The 21,797-nt window shown below is 60.5% G+C and carries 21 protein-coding genes; 10 read left to right on the top strand and 11 right to left on the bottom strand.

From position 1 onward, the window contains the following. Positions 1-51: 51 nt before the first annotated feature. Positions 52-480: a hypothetical protein gene (locus BCF11_RS18580; protein ID WP_098496061.1), complete on the bottom strand. Its 429-nt coding sequence runs from the start codon at positions 478-480 to the stop codon at positions 52-54. 184 nt (positions 481-664) lie between these two features. After that, positions 665-1,603, bottom strand: coding sequence for a cation diffusion facilitator family transporter (locus tag BCF11_RS18575; RefSeq protein ID WP_098496060.1), 939 nt, complete (start codon positions 1,601-1,603; stop codon positions 665-667). Positions 1,604-1,916: 313 nt separating this feature from the next. Between BCF11_RS18575 and fdxA the strand changes: the two genes are divergently transcribed. Further along, the gene (gene fdxA / locus BCF11_RS18570) at positions 1,917-2,240 is read left to right on the top strand and encodes a ferredoxin FdxA (RefSeq protein WP_041742182.1); all 324 of its coding nucleotides are present in this window, start codon (positions 1,917-1,919) and stop codon (positions 2,238-2,240) included. Between the two features lie 213 nt (positions 2,241-2,453). After that, positions 2,454-3,539: an NAD(P)/FAD-dependent oxidoreductase gene (locus BCF11_RS18565; protein ID WP_098496059.1), complete on the top strand. Its 1,086-nt coding sequence runs from the start codon at positions 2,454-2,456 to the stop codon at positions 3,537-3,539. Between the two features lie 134 nt (positions 3,540-3,673). On the opposite strand, the gene pnp is transcribed toward BCF11_RS18565, so the two are convergent. Both pnp and rpsO read right to left on the bottom strand, forming a co-directional pair. Next, on the bottom strand, positions 3,674-5,809 hold the full coding sequence (pnp, locus tag BCF11_RS18560) for a polyribonucleotide nucleotidyltransferase (RefSeq protein WP_098497571.1): 2,136 nt from the start codon (positions 5,807-5,809) through the stop codon (positions 3,674-3,676). A gap of 295 nt (positions 5,810-6,104) precedes the next feature. Beyond that, positions 6,105-6,374 (bottom strand): 30S ribosomal protein S15, encoded by a 270-nt coding sequence (gene rpsO / locus BCF11_RS18555; protein WP_014007042.1) that lies wholly within the window; start codon positions 6,372-6,374, stop codon positions 6,105-6,107. Between the two features lie 326 nt (positions 6,375-6,700). Here rpsO and bamE point away from each other — a divergent pair, with 326 nt between their 5' ends. Both bamE and BCF11_RS18545 read left to right on the top strand, forming a co-directional pair. Next, on the top strand, positions 6,701-7,198 hold the full coding sequence (gene bamE, locus BCF11_RS18550) for an outer membrane protein assembly factor BamE (protein ID WP_098496058.1): 498 nt from the start codon (positions 6,701-6,703) through the stop codon (positions 7,196-7,198). A 42-nt stretch (positions 7,199-7,240) separates the two neighbouring features. Further along, positions 7,241-8,134, top strand: a complete 894-nt coding sequence (locus BCF11_RS18545; RefSeq protein WP_098496057.1) for a YihY/virulence factor BrkB family protein — start codon at positions 7,241-7,243, stop codon at positions 8,132-8,134. A gap of 205 nt (positions 8,135-8,339) precedes the next feature. Here BCF11_RS18545 and lolD read toward each other — a convergent pair whose 3' ends face one another. Then, entirely contained in the window at positions 8,340-9,050 is a 711-nt protein-coding gene (gene lolD / locus BCF11_RS18540) for a lipoprotein-releasing ABC transporter ATP-binding protein LolD (RefSeq protein WP_098496056.1), read from the bottom strand. Further along, positions 9,043-10,308 (bottom strand): lipoprotein-releasing ABC transporter permease subunit, encoded by a 1,266-nt coding sequence (locus BCF11_RS18535; RefSeq protein WP_098496055.1) that lies wholly within the window; start codon positions 10,306-10,308, stop codon positions 9,043-9,045. The genes lolD and BCF11_RS18535 overlap by 8 nt, the downstream gene beginning before the upstream one ends. A 247-nt stretch (positions 10,309-10,555) precedes the next feature. Here BCF11_RS18535 and BCF11_RS18530 point away from each other — a divergent pair, with 247 nt between their 5' ends. Continuing rightward, positions 10,556-11,008: a thioredoxin family protein gene (locus BCF11_RS18530; RefSeq protein ID WP_098496054.1), complete on the top strand. Its 453-nt coding sequence runs from the start codon at positions 10,556-10,558 to the stop codon at positions 11,006-11,008. Between the two features lie 43 nt (positions 11,009-11,051). Here BCF11_RS18530 and BCF11_RS18525 read toward each other — a convergent pair whose 3' ends face one another. After that, on the bottom strand, positions 11,052-11,819 hold the full coding sequence (locus BCF11_RS18525; RefSeq protein WP_098496053.1) for an SDR family NAD(P)-dependent oxidoreductase: 768 nt from the start codon (positions 11,817-11,819) through the stop codon (positions 11,052-11,054). A 22-nt stretch (positions 11,820-11,841) separates the two neighbouring features. Beyond that, complete coding sequence (locus tag BCF11_RS18520; RefSeq protein WP_098496052.1) at positions 11,842-13,515, bottom strand: AMP-binding protein; 1,674 nt, start codon at positions 13,513-13,515, stop codon at positions 11,842-11,844. Between the two features lie 145 nt (positions 13,516-13,660). Between BCF11_RS18520 and BCF11_RS18515 the strand changes: the two genes are divergently transcribed. After that, the gene (locus BCF11_RS18515) at positions 13,661-14,692 is read left to right on the top strand and encodes an AraC family transcriptional regulator (RefSeq protein ID WP_098496051.1); all 1,032 of its coding nucleotides are present in this window, start codon (positions 13,661-13,663) and stop codon (positions 14,690-14,692) included. A 16-nt stretch (positions 14,693-14,708) separates the two neighbouring features. Here BCF11_RS18515 and nhaR read toward each other — a convergent pair whose 3' ends face one another. Then, positions 14,709-15,629, bottom strand: a complete 921-nt coding sequence (gene nhaR / locus BCF11_RS18510) for a transcriptional activator NhaR (protein WP_098496050.1) — start codon at positions 15,627-15,629, stop codon at positions 14,709-14,711. Between the two features lie 98 nt (positions 15,630-15,727). Here nhaR and BCF11_RS18505 point away from each other — a divergent pair, with 98 nt between their 5' ends. The 3 genes from BCF11_RS18505 to BCF11_RS18495 are packed head-to-tail and all read left to right on the top strand — an operon-like array spanning position 15,728 to position 17,108. Beyond that, a complete protein-coding gene (locus tag BCF11_RS18505) occupies positions 15,728-16,090 on the top strand; it encodes an HPF/RaiA family ribosome-associated protein (RefSeq protein WP_158229229.1) in 363 nt (120 codons plus the stop codon). A gap of 16 nt (positions 16,091-16,106) precedes the next feature. Next, positions 16,107-16,775 (top strand): Bax inhibitor-1/YccA family protein, encoded by a 669-nt coding sequence (locus tag BCF11_RS18500; RefSeq protein WP_098496048.1) that lies wholly within the window; start codon positions 16,107-16,109, stop codon positions 16,773-16,775. Positions 16,776-16,835: 60 nt separating this feature from the next. Beyond that, the gene (locus BCF11_RS18495; protein WP_098496047.1) at positions 16,836-17,108 is read left to right on the top strand and encodes a zf-TFIIB domain-containing protein; all 273 of its coding nucleotides are present in this window, start codon (positions 16,836-16,838) and stop codon (positions 17,106-17,108) included. A gap of 30 nt (positions 17,109-17,138) precedes the next feature. Here BCF11_RS18495 and BCF11_RS18490 read toward each other — a convergent pair whose 3' ends face one another. Together BCF11_RS18490 and BCF11_RS18485 are read right to left on the bottom strand one after the other, a co-directional pair. Next, complete coding sequence (locus BCF11_RS18490) at positions 17,139-19,397, bottom strand: ATP-dependent DNA helicase (RefSeq protein WP_098496046.1); 2,259 nt, start codon at positions 19,395-19,397, stop codon at positions 17,139-17,141. Continuing rightward, positions 19,397-21,055 (bottom strand): VRR-NUC domain-containing protein, encoded by a 1,659-nt coding sequence (locus BCF11_RS18485; protein ID WP_098496045.1) that lies wholly within the window; start codon positions 21,053-21,055, stop codon positions 19,397-19,399. Before BCF11_RS18485 ends, BCF11_RS18490 begins: the two co-directional genes overlap by 1 nt. Before the next feature lie 180 nt (positions 21,056-21,235). Here BCF11_RS18485 and BCF11_RS18480 point away from each other — a divergent pair, with 180 nt between their 5' ends. After that, complete coding sequence (locus BCF11_RS18480; RefSeq protein WP_098496044.1) at positions 21,236-21,793, top strand: YfbU family protein; 558 nt, start codon at positions 21,236-21,238, stop codon at positions 21,791-21,793. The last annotated feature ends 4 nt before the right edge of the window (positions 21,794-21,797 follow it).

Below are 21,797 nucleotides of genomic sequence, written 5' to 3'. Positions count from 1 at the left end.
GGTGCACGCAAGGCGCAGCCTGCGCCGATTCCGCATCTTACAGCAGCGGCTTTATTTATTACATTCGCTGCGATAGCGCGCTTCCAGCTTGCTGCGCTCGTCGTACTGCACGACATTGGCGCGGCTCTGCTGGTAAGGCCGGCTCGGATCGTTGCGCGCGGCGCCTGGCGGGAAAGAATCCGGCGGCGCTGCCGGCGCGGCAGTCTGGGCGCGCCTGATTTGCTGCTGCAGTGCGACGCAGTGACGGTCGTCTTTCAGATTCAAGCCCGTACCGACGTTTGACGGCTGCTCGCCTTCCGGCGCGGCCAGCAATTTCCTGCGGTCTTCGGCGGAAAGGCTGTTGAAGCTGGTGGTGGCGGCGGCTTTGGGAATGGCGTCGGCAGGTGCGCTGAACGTCTCGGCGGCCTGGGCTGACAGCGCCGCCATGCCGATCACGGCCAGCGGGACAAAACGAAGAAACGATGGGAAACGCTGATTCATGGCAATCCTCCGTGGATCAAATGGATGGAGTATCGGCTGCGCCCGGGCTGGCAGGGCAAGCAGATTGCGCTGCTACATCATGGTCTTCGTTTGGCGGTATGGCTGGCAAAGCTTATGACAAACATCTCCAGAGAGATGGCAACGTGACAATTTTAGCTTACTCATCATGCCGCCATGCATTTTTTTATATGTCCGATGCCGCGCTCGGCGCCGGCGACGCGTGATCGGGCTCGAAAAAACACCAGTGCACCTGCGGCCAGCGCTGCTGGATGCCGGCTTCGATACGGTTGATGGCGTCCACCAGCGCCACGGCGGACGGCTGCGGCTGCATCACGGCCTGCACCGCAACCATGACTTGCTCGCCCCACTGCATGGAAATCAGGTTGCGCACGCCGGCGACGTCGGCATCGGCTTCGATGTATGCCTTGATCGCGGCATGCACCTCCGGCGCTGCCGACTCGCCGGTGACCATGGCCTTCACCTCGCGGATCACCAGCACCGCGACGATCATCAGCAAGACGCCCACCGCGATCGTGCCGCAGGCGTCCCACAATGGATTGCCGGTAACCACGGTCAGGGAAACCGCGGCAAACGCCAGCGCCAGCCCGGCCAGCGCGGCGATATCCTCCCCTGCCACCACCATCAGTTCCGACTGCCGGGTTTCGCGGAACCATTGCATGAAAGGCTTGCCCTGCGCAATCTTGCGGATTTCCACCAGCGCGCCGCGCAGGGAGAAAGCCTCCAGCACCACCGACACGCCCAGCACGCCGAGCGCGATCCAGGGAGTACTGATCGGCTGCGGATGCTTCAGGTGCTCGACCCCTTCCATCACTGAAAATGCGCCGCCGACAAAAAACAGCAACAGGGCCACCATCATCGCCCAGAAATACACTACCCGCGCGTAGCCCATGGGATGGGAGGCGTTGGCCGGCCGCTTGGCTTCTTTCAGGCCGATCAGCAGGAACACCTGGTTGGTGCAGTCGGCCAGCGAGTGGATCGCTTCCGCCAGCATCGCCCCCGAGCCGGTATAGACGGCCGCGGCGAATTTCGCCAGCGCGATGCCGCCATTGGCCCCCAAGGCATAAAAGATGGCTTTGGTGGAGCCCTCATTGGAAGATGACATAATTAATCCGTAGCAACAAAGGCAGTAACGATAGCCAGTTTGGCAAGTTCATGCAAGCAATCCGTCCGCGCCGGAAAGCCATTGCGCCGGATATGGTAAAACTACGGAATCGGGAGATTTTCTGCTAATGCGGATTTCACATTTGCTTATATGGATTCTATATAACAGCAGTTTGTGAGAAAACCCGAATTACCTTAAAATACAAGGCTTTGCGACTGGGTAAATATATAGTAGGGCAAGCATGGCCCCAAACTATCCAGACGCCGCTTCAAGACCCGCATCAAGACCATTATTTACAGATAGGACTGTTGTTATGACCCACGTTGTGACCGAATCTTGCATTCGCTGCCGCTATACCGACTGCGTGGATGTATGCCCGGTTGATTGCTTCCGCCAAGGCCCGAATTTCCTGTCGATCGACCCTGACGAGTGCATCGACTGCGCGGTATGCGTCGCCGAGTGCCCGGTCAACGCCATCTATGCTGAAGAAGATGTGCCGGCGGACCAGCTGCATTTCATCAAATTGAATGAAGACCTGTCGCGCCACTGGCCATCGATCACCAAGACCATCGCTCCTCTGGCCGAAGCCGAGGAATGGAAGGATGTCAAAGAAAAATTGGATTTTTTGCAACGTTAACCCAGCCTCGGGCCGCCGCGCAGCATCGGCGGCCGGGACGCCAGCAGCGCAAATTCTTCAATAAAGCCAGGCCATTGTCCCCAGCCACAGCGCAGCACCTATCGCCTCAGATACATCAACGCGAAATTTTCATCCAATCGCCGCACAGCCATCAGTAGCAATCCGGCCACGGCGTTTTGGGGGACCCAACTGAAACAGGAATCAGATCGTCGTATGGATACCACCGTCAAACTTGCACCTGCACTCAATTCTGCCAACAGCGTGATCGAAACCGATGCCGTCATCGTCGGCGCCGGTCCGGTCGGCCTGTTCCAGGTCTTTGAACTCGGCCTGCTGGAAATCAAGGCCCACGTCATCGACTCGCTGCCGGTAGTCGGCGGCCAGTGCGTGGAGCTGTATCCGGACAAGCCGATCTACGACATTCCTGCGGTTCCGGTCTGCACCGGCCAGGAACTGACCGACAACCTGCTGAAGCAGATCGAGCCGTTCGAGCCGACTTTCCACCTGAACCAGGAAGTCACTCTGGTGGCGCGCCGCGAAGACAACCGCTTCGACCTGGAAACTTCGGCCGGCACCCGCTTCATCACCAAGACCATTTTCATCGCCGCCGGCGTCGGCTCGTTCCAGCCACGCACCATCAAGGTCGAAGGCATCGACCAGTTCGACAACTCACAGCTGTTCTACCGGGTCAAGGATCCAGCCCAGTTCCACGGCAAGAACCTGGTGATTTGCGGCGGCGGCGACTCCGCGCTGGACTGGGCGCTGGACCTGGTCGGCAAGGCTGAATCGGTGGTGCTGCTGCACCGTCGCGAAGAATTCCGCGCCGCCCCTGCTTCCGTCGCCAAAATGAAAGCGCTGTGCGAAGCCTATGAAATGCAATTCCTGGTCGGCCAGGTTACCGGCCATGAAGCCAAGGATGGCAAGCTGAGCGAAATCAAGGTCACCGGCCCGGACGGCGTCACCCGCCGCCTGCCGCTGGACACCCTGCTGGTGTTCTTCGGCCTGTCGCCAAAACTCGGCCCGATCGCTGAATGGGGCCTGGATATCGAGCGCAAGCAGCTGAGAGTGGTCGACACCGAGAAATTTGAAACCAATGTGCCGGGCATCTTTGCGGTGGGCGACATCAACACTTATCCGGGCAAGAAGAAGCTGATCCTGTCGGGCTTCCATGAAGCCGCGCTGGCCGCTTTCGGCGCTGCGCCTTACATTTTCCCGGACAAGAAGATCCACATGCAATACACCACCACATCGCCGAAGCTGCACAAGATCCTGGGTGTGGAATCGCCGGTATTCGATTAAAAACCTGCTTCATTAAATAAAAAGCCGTCCGAGAAGTGATTCTCGGGCGGCTTTTTTATCGCCTCACTGCTAGGTAAACGTAAAAACGCCCGGGATGCTGATGCATCCCGGGCGTTTTTCATGCAGCTAGATTATTACTGCACTGCTGCCGGAGCAGCTTCGCCGCCTTCATCAGACTGCGCTGCCTTCATCGACAGTTTCAAACGGCCGCGGTCGTCGGTCTCGAGAACCTTGACGCGCACTTGCTGGCCTTCTTTCAGGTAGTCGGCGACAGCATTCACGCGCTCATTGGCGATCTGGCTGATGTGCAGCAGACCGTCTTTACCTGGCAGGACCTGGACGATTGCGCCGAAGTCCAGCAGCTTCAGGACCGTGCCTTCGTAGACCTTGCCTACTTCAACCGAAGCAGTCAGTTCTTCGATACGGCGCTTGGCTTCCTGGCCCGCAGCTGCATCTACCGAAGCGATAGTCACGACGCCTTCGTCGCTGATATCGATCTGGGTGCCGGTTTCTTCGGTCAGCGCGCGAATCACTGCGCCGCCCTTGCCGATCACGTCGCGGATTTTTTCCGGATTGATCTTGATGGTGATCAGGCGCGGAGCGAAATCGGACAGCTCGGTTTTACCGTGCGGTACCGCTTCCTGCATCTTGCCCAGGATATGGATACGGCCTTCTTTAGCTTGCGCCAGAGCGACCTGCATGATTTCCTTGGTGATGCCCTGGATCTTGATATCCATCTGCAATGCAGTGATACCGTTAGCTGTACCAGCTACCTTGAAGTCCATGTCGCCGAGGTGATCTTCATCGCCCAGGATGTCGGTCAGGACAGCGAACTTGCTGCCGTCCTTGATCAGGCCCATGGCGATACCGGCCACGTGCGCTTGCATCGGCACACCGGCGTCCATCAGAGCCAGGCAGCCGCCGCAGACCGAAGCCATCGACGAAGAACCGTTGGATTCAGTGATTTCCGATACCAGGCGTACCGAGTAGCTGAAATCTTCCGCTGCCGGCAGTGCTGCTTGCAGAGCACGCTTGGCCAGACGGCCGTGGCCGATTTCGCGGCGCTTTGGCGTACCAACGCGACCGGTTTCGCCAGTAGCGAACGGTGGCATGTTGTAATGCAGCATGAAGCGGTCCGAGTACTCGCCCATCAGCGCGTCGATCTTTTGTTCGTCGCGTGCGGTGCCCAGCGTGGCGACTACCAGCGCCTGGGTTTCGCCACGGGTGAACAGAGCCGAGCCGTGGGTACGCGGCAGGACGCCGGTACGGATGGTGATCGGACGCACGGTACGCGTGTCGCGACCGTCGATGCGCGGCTCGCCTTCGAGGATCTGCGAACGCACGATCTTGGCTTCCAGGTCAAACAGGATGCCGCTGACTTCGGACGAATCAGGTGCATTGCCGCCGATCGATGCAGCTTCAGCAGCCAGCGCCGCGTTGACTTCGGCAGTAGCGTCTTTCAGCTTGGTGGTGCGAGCTTGCTTGTCTTTGGTCTGGTAGGCTTCACGCAGCTTGGCTTCGCCGAAATGGGCAACGCGCGCGATCAGTGCGTCGTTCTTTGGCGCCGGGCTCCATTCGACTTCAGGCTTGCCGCCGTCGCGCACCAATTCATGGATCGCGTCGATCACTGCCTTCGATTGCTCGTGGCCGAATACAACCGCGCCCAGCATGATTTCTTCCGACAATTGCTTGGCTTCCGATTCCACCATCAGCACGGCGGTTTCAGTACCGGCAACCACCAGGTCCATGGCTGACTTGCTCAGTTGCGAAGTGGTTGGGTTCAAGACGTATTGGCCGTCGATATAACCAACGCGCGCAGCGCCGACCGGGCCGGCGAAAGGAATGCCGGCAACCGACAAGGCGGCGGAGGCGCCGATCATTGCAGCGATGTCTGGATCGATTTCTGGATTGACCGACAGCACGTGAATGATGACTTGCACTTCATTCAGGTAACCTTCTGGGAACAGCGGGCGGATCGGACGATCGATCAGGCGCGATGTCAGGGTTTCTTTTTCGGAAGGACGGCCTTCGCGCTTGAAGAAACCGCCTGGGATACGGCCAGCTGCGTATGTCTTTTCAACGTAATCAACGGTCAAAGGGAAAAAATCCTGACCTGGCTTGGCATCTTTGCGTGCCACAACGGTAGCCAGCACAACGGTATCTTCGATCGATACCAGCACTGCGCCGGAGGCTTGGCGAGCGATCTCGCCAGTTTCCAGGGTGACCTGATGCTGACCATACTGGAATGTCTTCGTAACTTTATTAAACACAATATATCCTTTCATTTTGCCGACAGATTTTCAGGCGCTGTCGTTCACCTCACCACAGACGATCCATCGCTGGCTGTTGCCAATGAATTGCCGTCTCCTTGCTTAGTACTAACTTCTTGAAACTTGTGCAGATAAGCCGCAAAAAAACCGCTGCCAAAAGCAAAAATGCCCGCATCAGAGACTGATACAGGCATTTTTTTTCAACTTATCGACGGACCAAGGACATCGTCGCGAAATATCGAAACAGGATGTCGCAGAAAATAACGTCGGCCGACGATGAGTCGCGCACTTACTATTACTTACGCAAGCCGAGTTTTTCGATCAGCGAGCGGTAACGGTTCAGGTCCTTACCTTTGAGGTAGGACAGCAGGCTTTTACGACGGTTAACCATCATGATCAGGCCGCGGCGGGAATGGTGATCCTTGGCGTGGGCTTTGAAGTGACCGTTCAGGTCGTTGATACGGGCTGTCAGCAGCGCAACTTGCACTTCCGGGGAGCCGGTGTCGTTTTGACCGCGCGCATTATCAGTGATAATAGCGGCCTTGGCTGTTTTTTCGATAGTCATGCTTTACCTTTCACAAGCGGTGTACAGAGTACGCAACCCTATGCACCGTGAACAAACAATTAAGAAATCCGGTCAAACTTGACCAGACGCGCAGTATATAGCAAAAAACCTGCGGATTCAAATACTTAGGGTTCGTTAGGGCAAAAAATGGATATTTGTGCGGTCGTAGCTGGATGCGCAGCAAGGCAGACGACGCGCCACAGTGCTAGCACTGTAAGCGGCGGCTAACGCAGCAGCGCGCCAGCTACGGCCAGCACAAATGTTCAATTTTTGCCCTGACGAGCCCTCAGCGCGGCACTAACAACAAACTATTTTGGAGCATAGCCATGAAGCAACTCTTCCCTGCCCTGTTAGCCGGCCTGCTGCTCAGCCTGGGCGGTTGCGCCTCGCTGCTGGCGCCGCCGGTCAATCCGGGCGAGCCGGAAGCGCAAGTACTGGCGCGCCTGGGCAAACCCACCGGGACTTATCAAGACGGCAATGATGTACTATTGGAATATGCGCGCGGCCCGTTCGGCCAGGCGACGTACATGGCGAAAATCGGCTCCGACCATAAATTAATTTCTTATGAACAAGTATTAACCATGGAGAAATTCGCCACCATCAAGGTCGGCCAGTTCAACCAGGCCGACGTGCTGCGCACCATAGGCAAGCCTTTCGAGACCGTCTACTACGACCGGGTCAAGCTGAACGGCTGGAACTACGCCTTCAAGGAAGCGGGCGTCTGGAACTCGGAGATGACGGTGTATTTCGACGACAGCGGCATTGTACGCAAACTGGAAAACGGCCCCGATCCGCGCTTTGAGCATAGCCGCTTCGGCCGATAAACCGCAGGCAAGCCCAACGCCCGATAACAGAAAGCGGCATACATGATCAAACTCCCCGAGCGCCGGCGTGTCCAGGCCATGCTGGCCAGCACCCTGAACGAATGGTTCAAGCAGCGTTCCGGCAGCAAAGGCGCGGCGCTGGCCTTCTACACACTGTTCTCGATGGCGCCGATGCTGATCCTGGTGATCGCGATCGCCGGCGCGGTGTTCGGCGAACAGGCGGCGCGCGGCGAGATTTTCGGCCAGCTGTCGGGCCTGATCGGGCCGACCGGCGCCGACGCCATCCAGCTGCTGCTGGCCGCGGCCCACCAGAACCAGTCGGGGCCGCTAGCGGCGCTGATTGCCGTGGTCGTACTGTTGGCCGGCGCCACCACCGTGTTTTCCGAGCTGAAGGATAGCCTGGACGAGATCTGGTACGTCGAACGCACCCGCCAGTCCGGCCTCATGTCGCTGATACGCACCCGCTTGCTGTCGTTCGGGCTGATCCTGGTACTGGCCTTCCTGCTGCTGACCTCGCTGGTGATCAGCGCGGCGCTGGCGCTGCTGGCCAAATACCTGGGCGGCACCTGGGTCAGCGTGACGGCGATCTTTTCGCCGCTGTCGCAGCTGTTCGCCTTTGCCGTGATCGCCAGCCTGTTCGCCTCGATCTACAAGATGCTGCCGCAGACCAAGCTGCCGTGGCGCGACGTCTGGATCGGCTCGATCGGCACCGCCGCCCTGTTCGTGCTCGGCAAATACCTGATCGGCATCTACCTCGGCAACAGCGGCGTCGCCTCCAGCTATGGCGCGGCCGGCTCGGTGATCGCGCTGCTGCTGTGGATTTACTACTCGGCGCAGATTTTCTTCTTCGGCGCCCAGTTCACGCGCCAGTACGCGCTGTTTTTCGGCAGCCTGCAAAACAAAGAAGCCGGCAATCTGGCGACGCCGGCTTCCTGATTTCCTTCTTTGTATTCAAGGCAAGCAACACCGTCATCCCCGCGAACGCGGGGGATCCATTTTCACTGCCATATTCGGCAACTTGGATTCCCGCATTCGCGGGAATGACGGGGTCGCCGAGACCGGGGTGCGCAGCTGGGGTCGCCTAGACGGGCGCGCCGAAACGGGGGCGCCAATGGCAGAACAAGGTTATTCGCGCTGCCCTTTAATCCTCATACGGCTCCAGCCCGCGGTCCGACAGGCGCAGGATGCGGCCGCAGCGGCGCGCCAGTTCGATGTCGTGGGTGACAATGACGAAGGCGGTGCCCAGCGTCTGCGACAATTCCAGCATCAGATCGAAAGTCATTTGCGCGGTGGCGCGGTCCAGGTTGCCGGTCGGCTCGTCGGCCAGCACGCAGGCCGGCTTGGTCACCAGCGCCCGCGCCAGCGCCACCCGCTGGCGTTCGCCGCCGGACAGCTCGCCCGGCACGTGGATCACGCGTTCCGCCAAGCCGACCCGGGCCAGGATTTCGCGCGCCTGCTGCTGCGCGTCGCTGCGCTTGAGGCGGCGGATCATGAGCGGCATGGCGACGTTGTCCAGCGCGGAAAATTCCGGCAGCAGATGATGGAACTGGTAGACGAAACCGAGCGCATTGTTGCGCAGGTCGCCGCGGGTCTTTTCGCCCAGCGTGGTGAAGTCCTTGCCGAGCAGGCTGACATTGCCGGCGCTCGGCGTGTCCAGGCCGCCCAGCAGATGCAGCAGGGTCGACTTGCCGGAACCGGAAGCGCCGACGATGGCGACCTGCTCGCCCTTGGCGACATCGATATCGATGCCGTTCAAGACCTTGACCGAATAACTGCCCTGGGTAAACGTCTTGCCCAGGCCGCGGCAAGAGAGGACGACGGGATTATTGTTTTGATTGGTTGTATTACTCATAACGCAATGCCTCAGCAGGTTTCACCCGGGCGGCCCACCAGCTCGGGTACAGAGTCGCCAGGAAGGCCAGCACCACGGCGACGCCGCCTATGGTCCAGACGTCCGGCCAGCGCAGGTCTGACGGCAATTCGGTGATCACATACACGCTCTTCGGCAGGAACTGCACGTGCAGCAGGTTTTCGATGAACGGCACGATGACATCGATATTCAAAGCTATCAGCACGCCGCCGCCGACGCCGATGGCGGTGCCGATCAGGCCCACCAGCGCGCCCTGGATCATGAAGATCTTCATGATCGAGCCGGGCGATGCGCCCAGGGTGCGCAGGATCGCGATGTCAGCCTGCTTGTCGGTCACCGTCATCACCAGCGTCGACACCAGGTTGAACGCCGCCACCGCGATGATCAGGGTGAGGATGATGAACATCATGCGCTTCTCGGTCTTGACCGCGGCGAACCAGTTGCTGTTCTGCTGGGTCCAGTCGCGCAGGTACAGGTTCGGCGGCAGCGTGGTCGCCAGCTGCTGCACGATCTGCGGCGCTTCCAGCATGTCGGTCACCTTCAGGCGCACGCCGGACGGCGAATCCTGGCGGAACATCTTTTCCGCATCGTCCAGGTGGATGAAGGCCAGGGTCGAATCGTATTCAAAATGGCCGGCCTCGAAAATCCCGGCCACGGTAAATTGCCGCAAGCGCGGAATCACGCCGGCCGGCGTCACCTGCCCCTGCGCCGCCATCAGCGTCACCTTGTCGCCGATGCCGACGCTCAAGGCATGCGCCAGCTCGATCCCCAGCACGATATTGAATTCGCCCGCCTTCAGGTCGTTGAAACTGCCTTGCTTGACCTTCTTGGCGACGTCCGACACCTTCGGCTCCTCGGCCGGCAAGACGCCGCGTACCGCCACGCCGCGCAAGACACTGTCGCGCACCAGCATGGCTTGCGCATCGACATAGGGGGCGGCGCCGATCACTTCCTTGTTCTTGAAGGCCTGCTTGGCGACTTCTTCCCAGTTCTGCATGGAGCCGGAAGCGTCGAACACTTCGATATGCGCCAGCACCGACAGCATGCGGTCGCGCACATCCTTCTGGAAGCCGTTCATCACCGACAGCACCACGATCAGCGCGGCGACGCCAAGCGCAATGCCGGCCATCGAAATCAGGGAAATGAAGGAAATGAAGCTGTTGCGGCCGCTGCGCTTGCCCGCACGGGTATAGCGGATGCCGACCAGCCACTCAAATGGTAAGTTTTTTATGATGCTCAATGCGAGGCTCCCAAAATCAGCCCGCAGTTTGCCATAATTTGACAAACTCACGGGGCTTTCCGGCTAAATGCGCTTACTCTGATCCTAAGCGGGTGCTATCGTTCAATCTCGAACAGCGCCAAAAAGCGGGATGACGCCATCAATTGCCAAAACGAAATATACTCTGAGATACAGCACCATATTCGTAAAGCATCCGGCCGCTGGCGGATGCCAACCCAAACCATTCAGAATTATCGAGGACCGCATCATGAAAAAATTCTTTGCGCTTTGCCTGGGCTTGCTGCTGGCGCAGGCGGTGACGGCAGCCAACCTGCCCTATGACGAAAAAGCCGACGCCAAGGCCGACGTCAGCCAGGCCCTGAGCCAGGCGCAGGCCAGCCAGAAGCAGGTGATCCTGGTGTTCGGCGCCAACTGGTGCACCGATTGCCGCGAACTGGACAAGGCCCTGCACGGCAAAAGCGCAGCGCTAATCGACGGCAAATTCATTCTGGTGAAGGTCGATGTCGGTAATTTCGACAAGAATCTCGACGTTGCCCAGTCTTACGGCAACCCGATCAAGAAAGGCATTCCGGCGGCAGTGTTGCTCAGCCCGGACAACAAGATCATCTACTCGACCAAGGCTGGCGAGCTGGCCGATGCCCGCCGCATGGGCGAGAACGGTATCTATGATTTCTTCAACAAGGAAATTGTAAAACGATAGAGGGCGCGGACCGGACCAGCATGATCCGGCCCGCTTCAGGCAATTACTTCGGTGCCAAGCGGATGCCGCCGTCCAGGCGGATCACTTCACCGTTCAGATAGACCGTTTCCAGGATGGTCTTCACCAGCGCCGAGAATTCCGCCGGCTTGCCCAGCCGCGGCGGGAACGGCACCATCTTCCCGAGCGCTTCCTGCACTTCCGCCGGCATGCCCAGCAGCATCGGCGTTTCCATGATGCCCGGTGCGATCGTCATCACACGGATGCCGTGGCGCGACAGCTCGCGCGCCGCCGGCAAGGTCAGCGCCACCACGCCGCCCTTGGACGAAGCATAGGCCGCCTGGCCGATCTGGCCGTCGAAGGCCGCCACCGAAGCGGTGTTGATGACCACGCCGCGCTCGCCGTCCGCGTTCGGCTCACCCTTGCTCATGGCGTCGGCCGCAAGGCGCATCATGTTGAAGGTGCCGATCAGGTTGATCTGCACCACCCGTGTAAAGTCTTCCAGCCCATGCGGGCCTTCCTTGCCGACGATGCGCTTGGCAGGGGCCACGCCGGCGCAGCTGATCAGGCCGTGCAGGCCGCCGAACACCGTGAGCGCGGTGTCCACGGCCGCCTGTGCGCTGCTTTCGCTGCAGACGTCGGTGGCGACAAAGCGGGCATTGCTGCCCAGCTGCGTCGCCAGCGCGGCGCCGGCTTCCTGGTTGATATCGGCGATCACCACCTTGGCGCCGCCTTGCACCAGCATGGCGGCAGTGGCCGCGCCGAGGCCGGAACCGCCGCCGGAAATCAGGAATACATTATTTTCGATTTGCATATTTTCTCTTCTTTACGATTTTCTACAATTTAGCTTTAGCGATTTCCTGGTTGCGCAAGATGAAGCGCTGCAGTTTGCCGCTGGGGGTTTTGGGTAATTCTGTCAAAAATTCGATTTCGCGCGGATAGGAATGCGCGGCCAGGCGGCGCTTGACGTATTGCTGCAGCTCCTCCGTCAACGCATCGCTCGGCGCGTAATCCTTGCTGAGGACAACGAAGGCCTTGACCAGTTCGGTGCGTTCCGGGTCCGGCTTGCCGACCACAGCCGCCTCGACCACCGCCGGATGCTCCAGCAGCGCGCTCTCCACGTCAAATGGACCGATGCGGTACCCGGAAGAAGTAATGATATCGTCGCCACGGCCGATAAAGCTGATGCTGCCATCCTGGTTCAGTTCCACCGTATCGCCGGTGACGTAGTAGGGGCTCTGGTCGCGGCTGTTGTCCTGCTGCCAGTAGCCCTGGAACCAGTAGATGGGCGAACGCGGGCGGTCCACCGCCAGCACGCCCGGCTCGCCGACACCCAGTTCCTTCTCATCGTCGTCAATCACCGCCAGCCGGTAACCCGGCATGGCGAGGCCGGCCGAGCCCATGTGCACCTCGTGCTGCAAGCCGTGATGATTGCACAGCACCATGCCGGTTTCGGTCTGGCCGTAGTGATCGTTGATCAAGGTGTCCAGATGTTCGCGGAACCAGCGGATCACTTCCGGGTTCAAGGGCTCGCCGGCGCTGCTGACCCCGCGCAGCTGGCCCTTGACCGGCGCCGCGGCTTCCGCGCCGGCGGCGATCAGCATGCGGTATGCAGTCGGCGAGCCGGTCAGGTTGGTGATGCCGTACTTCTTGATAATCCGGTAGGTGCTCTCTACGGTGAAGGAACCTTCGTAAAAAGTAATCGCGTGCCCCATCATCAACGGTCCGGTCACGCAGTAATACAGGCCGTAGGCCCAGCCCGGATCGGCGATATTCCAGAACGCATCTTCCGGCCGCAGATCGACCGCATAGCGTGTATAGACATAGAACGACAGCAGCGCCTTCAGCGGCACCGATACGCCCTTGGCCGGGCCGGTGGTGCCGGAAGTGAACAACATGATGAAGGCATCGTCGGCCTTGCGCATCACCGGCGCAAATTCGGTCGTGTGCTTGCCCATCTCGTCCCAGAAGCCGAAGTCGCCAACAGTCAAGGCGCTGGCGCCGTTGACCGTCATCACCGGCGGGCATTGCGGCACTTCTTCCAGCTTGTGGCGGTTGTCGGCGTCGGTAATGATCAGCCTGGCCTCGCTGGCGGCCACCCGGTACTCGATCGATTTCGAACCGAAGGCGGTAAACAGCGGCTGATACACCGCGCCGGCTCGCCAGGTGCCGAGGATTGCCACCAGCAGTTCCGGCGTGCGCGGCAGCAAACCGGCGACGCGGTCGCCCGGCTGCACGCCCTGCGCCTTCAGGAAATTAGCAAAACGACCAGACAATTCCTGCAGCTGAGCGAAGGTATAGCTGGCGCTGCGGCCATCCTTGCCTTCCCAGTTCAGGGCGATGCGTCCAGGCGTGGCATGGCGGTCGCAGCATTCGACGCAGGCATTGACGCCGGTCTGCAGGCTGCCGGCCAGTTCGGCAGCCACGCTGTCGAGCTTGAAATCGGCATAGAACCGCGCATAGTCCGGCACGACCTGGGCCGCGGCTGCAGTTGGGAAACCAGATGACATGAATGTTCTCCTCTAACCTAAAATGACTGACTTGGTCAGTTCTTGTTATGTTGTTATGAGAAATCGGCTTGCTGCGGCTAAGTCTAGGATATTTAGTGACTTGGGGCCATGTTAAAAGCGATCATTACACCTGAGCGAAATTGCAATGAATAATTTGGGGCCTATGGAAGACTGGGAGAAAGGGACGATCGCCATCGGCCTTGTCGGCGAAGCGCTGCATTGCATGCGCCAGCGCGGCATGGATGCCGATGCGCTGCTGCTGCAGGCGGGGATTTCGCCGCGCCTGCTGACGGCGCCGCACGCGCGGGTGGCGGCGGCCAGCTACGGCCGCCTGTGGTATCTGATCTCGCAAGCCACCGATGACGAATTCTTCGGCATGGACAGCCATCCGATGCGGGTCGGCAGCTTCAACCTGCTGTGCCGCAGCGCCCTGCACAGCGCCAACCTGGGCAAGGCCTTGTCGCGCATGCTGGATTTCCTGCGGCTGGTGCTGGACGATATCTCGGCGAGCCTGTCGCAACAGGATGGCGTAGCCTGCATCGTCATCAATGAAAGCGGCAGTCCGCGCCGCATGTTCACCTATGCCACCTTCCTGATGTTTGTGCATGGCGTCGGCAGCTGGCTGATCGGCCGCCGCATCCAGCTGCTGTCGGCCGATTTCCGCTGCGAGGAGCCGCCCTCCAGCCTCGACTACAAGATCCGCTTCTGCGACCAGGCGCGCTTCGGCCAGCCGCGCACCAGCATTACCTTCGACGCCGCCTGCCTGGCACTGCCGATAGTGCAGAACCAGCGCACCTTGCCCGTCTTCCTGCGCGAAGCGCCGGGCAACCTGCTGGTGAAATACAGCAACCACGACAGCCTGGCAGCCACCATCCGCCGCCATCTGCGCCAGCTACCGATGAATGAGTGGTCGGATTTCGACAACCTTGCCAGTCAGCTGCAGACGCCGGCCTCGACGCTGCGCCGCAAGCTCAGCCAAGAGGGGCAATCGTACCAGGCGATCAAGGACAACCTGCGGCGCGACCTGGCGATCAACTACCTGAGCGGTTCGGCCAGAAGCATCGAAGAGATCGCCATCAGCCTCGGTTTTGCCGACCCCAGCGCCTTCCATCGCGCCTTCAAGAAATGGACCGGCAGCAGCCCGGGGGAACACCGGCGCGCCTTGGCGACGCCATAGCAGGCACAGCCGGTGTTCATTTGCGCCGCGCCTGGGTAAACACCCTGCCATGGATCGCCGACAGGATCGCCTCCACCGCCGGATGCTTGATCTTGCGTTCATTCGAGACCGCATAAAACTGTTCATGCACCTGCTCCAGCTGGCCGATCAGCACGGCGCCGAATTGCTCCTCGACATCCGCGGCCAGCGCGGACGGGGCCGGAAACAGGCCGAGGCCGCTGCGGCCGAAGGTGTTCAGCAAGGCATTGTCATCGAACTCCCCCACCACATCCGGCCGCAGCTCGCGCGTCTCAAACCAATGATCGATGCGGCCGCGGATGACGTTATTGCGGGTCGGCAGCAACACAGGTGCGCCGCGCAGGCTGGCCGGGAATTTGGGTTTATAGCGCTTGGCCAGTTCCTTGCTGCCAAACAGCGCGATATCGCTTTCGCCCAGCAGATGGCTGAACACTCGCAGCGCCGTGCCGGACGGCGCCGGCCGGTCGGTCAGCACCACGTCCAGCTTGTGCAGGGTAAGGTCGCCCAGCAGCGCTTCGAACTTGTCTTCGAAACACACCAGTTTGACCCGCTGCGGCAAGCGCAGCGCGGCTTCCAGCAGGCGCGCGGAGATCAGTTTCGGCAATGAATCGGAAATCCCTACCGCCAGCCGCATGGTCGGTTCATCCTCGGCCGCCGCCAGCGCCTCCTGCATCTGCTCGCCCAGCAGGAAAATCTGGTCGGCGTAACCGAGCGCCAGCCGCCCGGCCTCGGTCAGCACCAGGCGCCGTCCCTGCGGCGCCAGCAGCGCTTTGCCGACCTCCTGCTCCAGCAGCGACAGCTGAGCGCTGACGGTTTGCACGGCCAGCCCTAGTCGCTCGGCGGCGCGCGTGACGCTGCCCTCCTTGGCCACCACCCAGAAATAATGCAGATGCCGAAAGTTCAGCGACGATGGTTTCATTGTTCTGTTTTTCCGAAGTAATTCTTCGATTATCTTCGCTTTTTTAATTTATGTCGCGGCCATATGATGATTACTCCTGAAACGAAATGGAGTCTTTGATGAAACCGACCATCGCGATCGTCGCTACCAAAGGTGTGAAACTCAGCCGCAGACTGCGCGAGTATGTGAGCCATCGTCTCAGTCGTGCGCTGGACCGAAAGCATTACAGCATCCAGGCAATGAAAGTCCGCATCAGCGACCAGAACGGCCCACGCGGCGGCATCGACAAGCAATGCCAGATCCAGCTGACCCTGAACGGCCTGCCGACCGTAGTGATCACGGAAAAAGGCAGCGATGTCGCCGCCATGGTCAACCAGGCTGCGCATCGCGCCGCCCAGGCCATCGAACGCCTGCTGGCGCGCACCAGATCGATTGCCCACACCAAGTACCTGGCGCCGGCGCTTGAGCCGGCAGTCATTTAATTTACGAAAGAACATCATGAACAACCGCTACGACACCCTGCGCAACCGCAGCGCAAGCTATGCCGCCACCACGGTGATGGACGGTGCTGCGCGCCAGGTCTTGCGCAACACCTATCTGCTGCTGTCGCTGTGCCTGGGCTTCAGCGCCATCGTCGCCGCTGCCGCGCTGGCGCTGAACCTGCCAGGGCCTGGCATCATCATCACCCTGGCGGGCTACTTCGGCCTGCTGTTCCTGGTCACCAAGTACCGTGACCGCGGCCTGGGCGTCGGGCTGGTGTTCGCGCTGACCGGCTTCATGGGCTACAGCAAGTACCTGAGCATGCCCAACGGCGGCCTGACTGTGATGATGGCGCTGGCCGGCACCGCCGTCATTTTCCTGGGGATGTCAGCCTATGCGCTGGTCACCAAGCGCGACCTGTCCTTCATGGGCGGCATGCTGACGGTGGGTGTGCTGGTGGCTTTCGTGGCGGGACTGGCGGCAATGTTCTTCAGCATCCCGGCCTTGTCGCTGACCGTATCGGCGGTGTTCGTGCTGCTGATGTCCGGCATGATTTTGTTTGAAACCAACAATATCGTGCGCGGCGGCGAGACCAATTACGTGATGGCGACCGTCAGCCTGTTCGTCTCGATTTTCAGCCTGTTCACCAGCCTGCTGCAGTTGCTGGGCTTCGTCAACAAAGAGTAAACCGCGGGCCGGACGTGCGCCGTCCGGCCCAATCAACTTTCAAGATAATGGAGAACGCCTATGTATTGCCCGGTATGTAAAGACAAGGAACTCGTCATGAGCGAGCGCCAGAGCATCGAAATCGACTATTGTCCCGGCTGCCGCGGAGTCTGGCTGGACCGCGGCGAACTGGACAAGATCATCCAGCAGTCGGCACAGGAACTGGCGAGCGCGCAGCCGCAACAGCAACCGCGCCAGCAGCCCGAGTACCGCGCGCCGCAGCATGGTTCACATTACAACGACTACCGCCGCCCCAAGAAAAAGGAAAGTTTCTGGCAAGAGCTGTTCGACTGACAGATCAGCAAAGGCGGAGGCGCCGCCGGCTCACGCAACCTGCCACCATGCCGGCAGCAGCTGCCTGATTTCCGGCCGCGCAAAGCGGTCGTCGATCAGATACACCACGCCACGGTCCTGCTGGGTGCGGATCACCCGGCCGGCGGCCTGCACCACTTTTTGCATGCCGGGATAGAGATAGGTGTAGTCATAGCCGTTGCCGAAAGTCTCACCCATGCGGCGCATGATCTGTTCATTGACCGGATTGATCTGCGGCAGCCCCAGCGTGGCGATGAAAGCGCCGATCAGGCGCGCGCCAGGCAGATCGATACCCTCGGCGAACGAGCCGCCCAGCACCGCAAAGCCGACCCCTTGCGAGGTGTCGGTGAAGCGCGCCAGGAAATCGTCCCTTTCCCGTTCATCCATGCGGCGCGCCTGCAGCCATAGCTGAATCTCTGGATGCTCTGCCGCGAACAGCGTGGCGACCTTTTCCAGATAATCGTAGCTGCTGAAAAACATCAGGTAGTTGCCGGCCTGCTGCCGGTACTGGCGCGCGATCAACTCGACGATAGGCGCCAGCGAACGATCGCGGTGCTGGAAGCGGGTCGAGATGCCAGTCACAAGCTGCACCTGCAGCTGGTCCGCGGTGAACGGCGAAGGGACGTCGATCCAGGCGGTGTCGGCCGGCATGCCCAGCGTATCGCTGTAAAAATGCCAGGGGCTCAAGGTAGCGGAAAACAGCACCGTGCTGCGCGCCGCGGCGAAGCGTGGCGCCAGGAAAGGCGCCGGTACGATATTGCGGATACACAGGGTGCTGCCCTGCCCGCCTTGGCGCGTGATGTCGAACAAGGAATGCGGGCCGAACAGTTCGGCCATGCGGGTGAAGTGCAAGGCATCGAAATAGAATTGCTGCAGATGGCTGTCCATCGCCGCCGGATGCTCCACCATATAGTCGCTGATATCCGCCACCGCCTGCAGCAGCGCGCCGACAAACGCCTCAGGTATTTCCGCATAATGCAGGTAGTCGTCTTCCTGCTCCTTGCCCAGTGCGTTCCATTGCCGGCTGACCCGGTCCAGTCCGCGCTTGAGCGCCGGTGGCGCGTTGCGGCGCAGCGCTTTCAGCTGGCTGTACTCCATTTCGGCGGAATACATCTTGCGAGCGCGGTCTATCATATTGTGCGCCTCGTCCACCAGCACCCCCACCCGCCACTGATTGACGCTGGCCATGCTATACAGCATGGCGCTGATGTCGAAATAGTAGTTGTAGTCGCCGACAATGACATCCGACCAGCTGGCCATTTCCTGGCTCAGGTAATAGGGACAGACACGATGTTCGGCAGCCACCCGGCGCAGGCCCTCGCGGTCCAGCGCGCCGGCTTCGAGCGCCGCGCTGCGCGCCTGCGGCAGGCGGTCGTAGAAGCCTTGCGCCAAGGGGCAGGATTCGCCATAGCAGGCTTTGTCTGGATGTTCGCAAGCCTTGTCTCGGGCCACCAGTTCCAGCACGCGCAGGGGCAAGGCCGGCGCACTTTGCTTGATGCGCGTCACGGCTTCCAGCGCCAGCGCCCTTCCGGAAGTCTTGGCCGCCAGGAAAAAGATCTTATCCAAAGCCTGGCCCGGGCTCGCTTTCAGCATCGGAAACAAACTGCCGATGGTCTTGCCGATGCCGGTCGGCGCCTGCGCCAGCAGGCAGCGGCCGCTGACGGCGCTTTTGTAGACAGCTTCGGCCATGACGCGCTGGCCGGGACGGAAATCCGCATGCGGAAACTGCAAGGCGGTCAGTTGCAGGTCGCGCGCCGTGCGATGGGCCATTTCCTGTGCGGCCCAGGCCAGGAAACGCTGGCAGTGATCTTCGAAGAATTGGCGCAACAAATCCGCCGTCAGATGCTCGGTCAGCAACGTCTCTTTCTGGCTGCCGATATCGTAGTAGACCAGCGCCAGCTGCAGCTCATCCAGGCCACGGCTCTGGCACAGCAGGTGGCCGTAGATCCTGACCTGCGCCCAGTGCAGATGGCGATGGTTGTCCGGCATGCGGTCGAGGTCGCCGCGATAGGTCTTGACCTCTTCCAGGCGGTTGAGGCGCGGATCGTAGCCGTCGGCACGGCCACGCACCAGCAAGGGACCAAAACTGCCGCTCAGGCTGACTTCCGCTTCATAGCCAGGGGCGCGGCGCGCCGCCACCACGGCATGGCCGGTGATGCCTTCCTGCGCCGTTGGCGACGGCGTGAAACGCAGGTCGAGATCGCCTTGCTTGGCCGTGAATTCGCACAGCGCGCGCACGGCGACCACATATTGCGTAGGGGCCGTCGCCATCACGCGCTCTCCCCGGCCCACTGCACGTAATACACAGCAACAGGGATATCATGCCGGGCAAAATAATCCAGCCAGCGGATCTGGTTATCTTGCAGGCGGTCGCCCGGGCCTTTGACTTCAATCATCCGGTAGCGCTTCTCCGCCGGCCAGAACTGGATCAGATCAGGCAGGCCGGAACGGTTGCTCTTGATGTCTTGCAGGATGCGCTCAAAACATTTTTGCAAGTGCAATGGCGGCAGGCAATCCAGTGCCAGTGCCAGCAATGCTTCATCGATGGCGCCCCAGAACACGAAAGGCGACTGGGTATTTTCCTTGATGCGGAAATTGTGCAGGATGATCTGCCGGTAGCCGCCACTGCGCAGCAGCTCAAAGCCGGAGTCGAACTGCGGCGCCCGGCGCAAACGGAAATCAGGACTGTGCAAATCGGCCGGGCCGCTCTGGAACGGATGGAAGAAAGCGCCAGGCACCGGCGCGAACACGGCATCCCAGAACAACAGGCCGAACAGCGAATTGATCAGGGCGTTTTCGACATACAGCGCCGGCGCATCGGCACACGCCAGGTGGCGGCTGAGCTCACCCTCGACCGAGCTGCCCGGAGCGGGCCGCGGCAAGGCGATTTCGTGCTGGGCGATGCTGACAGCAACGGACGGCGTCAATTTGGGATGGCCGAGCGCGCGCCGCAGACGCGGCATGACGCGCAGCAGCTGCTGCTGTTCGGCTTCGCTTTCCGCCTGCTGCTCGGCCTGCTGCGCCAATGCAAATGCTGCCTCAGGCTGGCCGCAGCGCTCCAGCACCCGGATCGCCCGCAGGCGCGCGCCGGGCCGGCTGCTGCCGGCATACAGGCGCAGCGCCGGCGCCAGCTCGCCGTTGCGTTCATAGTGCTGGGCGACCTGGAACAGCAGCTTGCCGCGACGCTCTTCCAGCCACGGGTTCGGATAAGGCTGGGCGGATATATCCGCCACCACGGCATGCGGCTCCTCGCCGCCGAGAAAGCGTTCGCGGCAGGCATGCAGGTGCAGGTAGTCGTCGATATCCTGACGGCTGCTGAAACCTTGCGCCGCAGGCGACAGATCGACCTGTTCATATTTAAAGATACCCAGTTCGGACAGCACGAATTCCGACCAGTCCTGGTACAGGTTACCGAAAAACATCAGGCGCAGGCGGTCGCACAGCGTAGCCACCGGTTCGCATAGCTGCAACAGGCCGTCGGCGGCGTCAGGCCACCACTGCTCCAGGCTGCGCACGCCAGCCGCACCGCCCTCTGCCTGCCGCAGGAAATCCAGCTGCTCGCTCTTGCGCGCTACCTGTCGCAGCTGCGGGAAAGCTGCCGCGATTTCGACCTTGGTCAACACCCGGAACAGCTGCCCGATATCCAGCAGCGGCCGCGGCTCGACCCAGCCCGCCGCAATCAGCGGCGCTGCCGCACTGGTGGCGCAGCCGATTTCATCGTAACGCAGCTTGCTGAGCCGGAACAGCTCGCCCTTGCGCATTACCATCCGCACCAGCAATGCCGCCGAGGCTTGCGGCAAGTTGCCGAAACCATCGACGAAGGCCTGCTCTTCCAGGTTCAGCAAATGGCGATAGCGCGCGCGCACCGAGTCCACAACGGTGACGAAGTTGTCCAGGTAGTAGAAACGATTTTCCAACGTTTGGTTCATGTTCCGGGCGCAAGGGCTCAGTGCCGCAAAAAGCGTCATTTTTAAGTATTTTAACACTGTATGAACGTACAGTTATTCTGTAGTATATAGGAATGCGGGACGACTGAGGACGGCGCGAGATGCGCCAGGCTATTTGCCCCGGGTCCGCCGCCCTGGAAATCTGGCTGAACGGGAGTTGCGATGGAATTGAGCGATGCTGAAAAACTGATACTGACCATGCTGTGCGAGGTACATGCGCACCTGGACATCGCCGGCGAACTTGATCCGAAGTTTGTCCAGTCGGCCCTGCATAGCGGCAATACCTGGGGCTTGCGCTGGAAATATGGCGCGCTGTATGACGGCAATGCCCGTTCCGATCCGCCTATCGTCAAGGAGGTGGTGACGATTCTCGACATGTGGTCGGCCATCGAAGACGGCTACGCCGCGCTGCGCTCGCTGGAACAGGACAGGGTCGCCGCCAGCATTTCGCCGCAGCAGGTGGAAGTAAAGTTCATGGGATTCGACAGCGACACCGAGTTCGAACACGCCAACGTGGCTTCGTTCCTGATCAAGGACATGCAGCGTTTCCCCAAGTTCGCCGGACGCGATATCCATTCCCACCAGCCGTCGATTTCCATCTACCGGCGCATGGTGCGCGCTTTCGAATCGCTGCAAAAGCTGGCTGGCAAAGGACGGCTGAACGCCGATCAGCTGATTGCGCTTCTCAACGAAAATACTGGGCACTGCATCATTGCCTGAGTCA

The sequence above is a fragment of the Collimonas sp. PA-H2 genome, assembly GCF_002564105.1.
In the GTDB taxonomy this organism is placed as follows: domain Bacteria; phylum Pseudomonadota; class Gammaproteobacteria; order Burkholderiales; family Burkholderiaceae_D; genus Collimonas.
The sequence above is the reverse complement of the archived record's forward strand: the minus strand, read 5'-3'. Positions and strand labels throughout refer to the sequence as shown.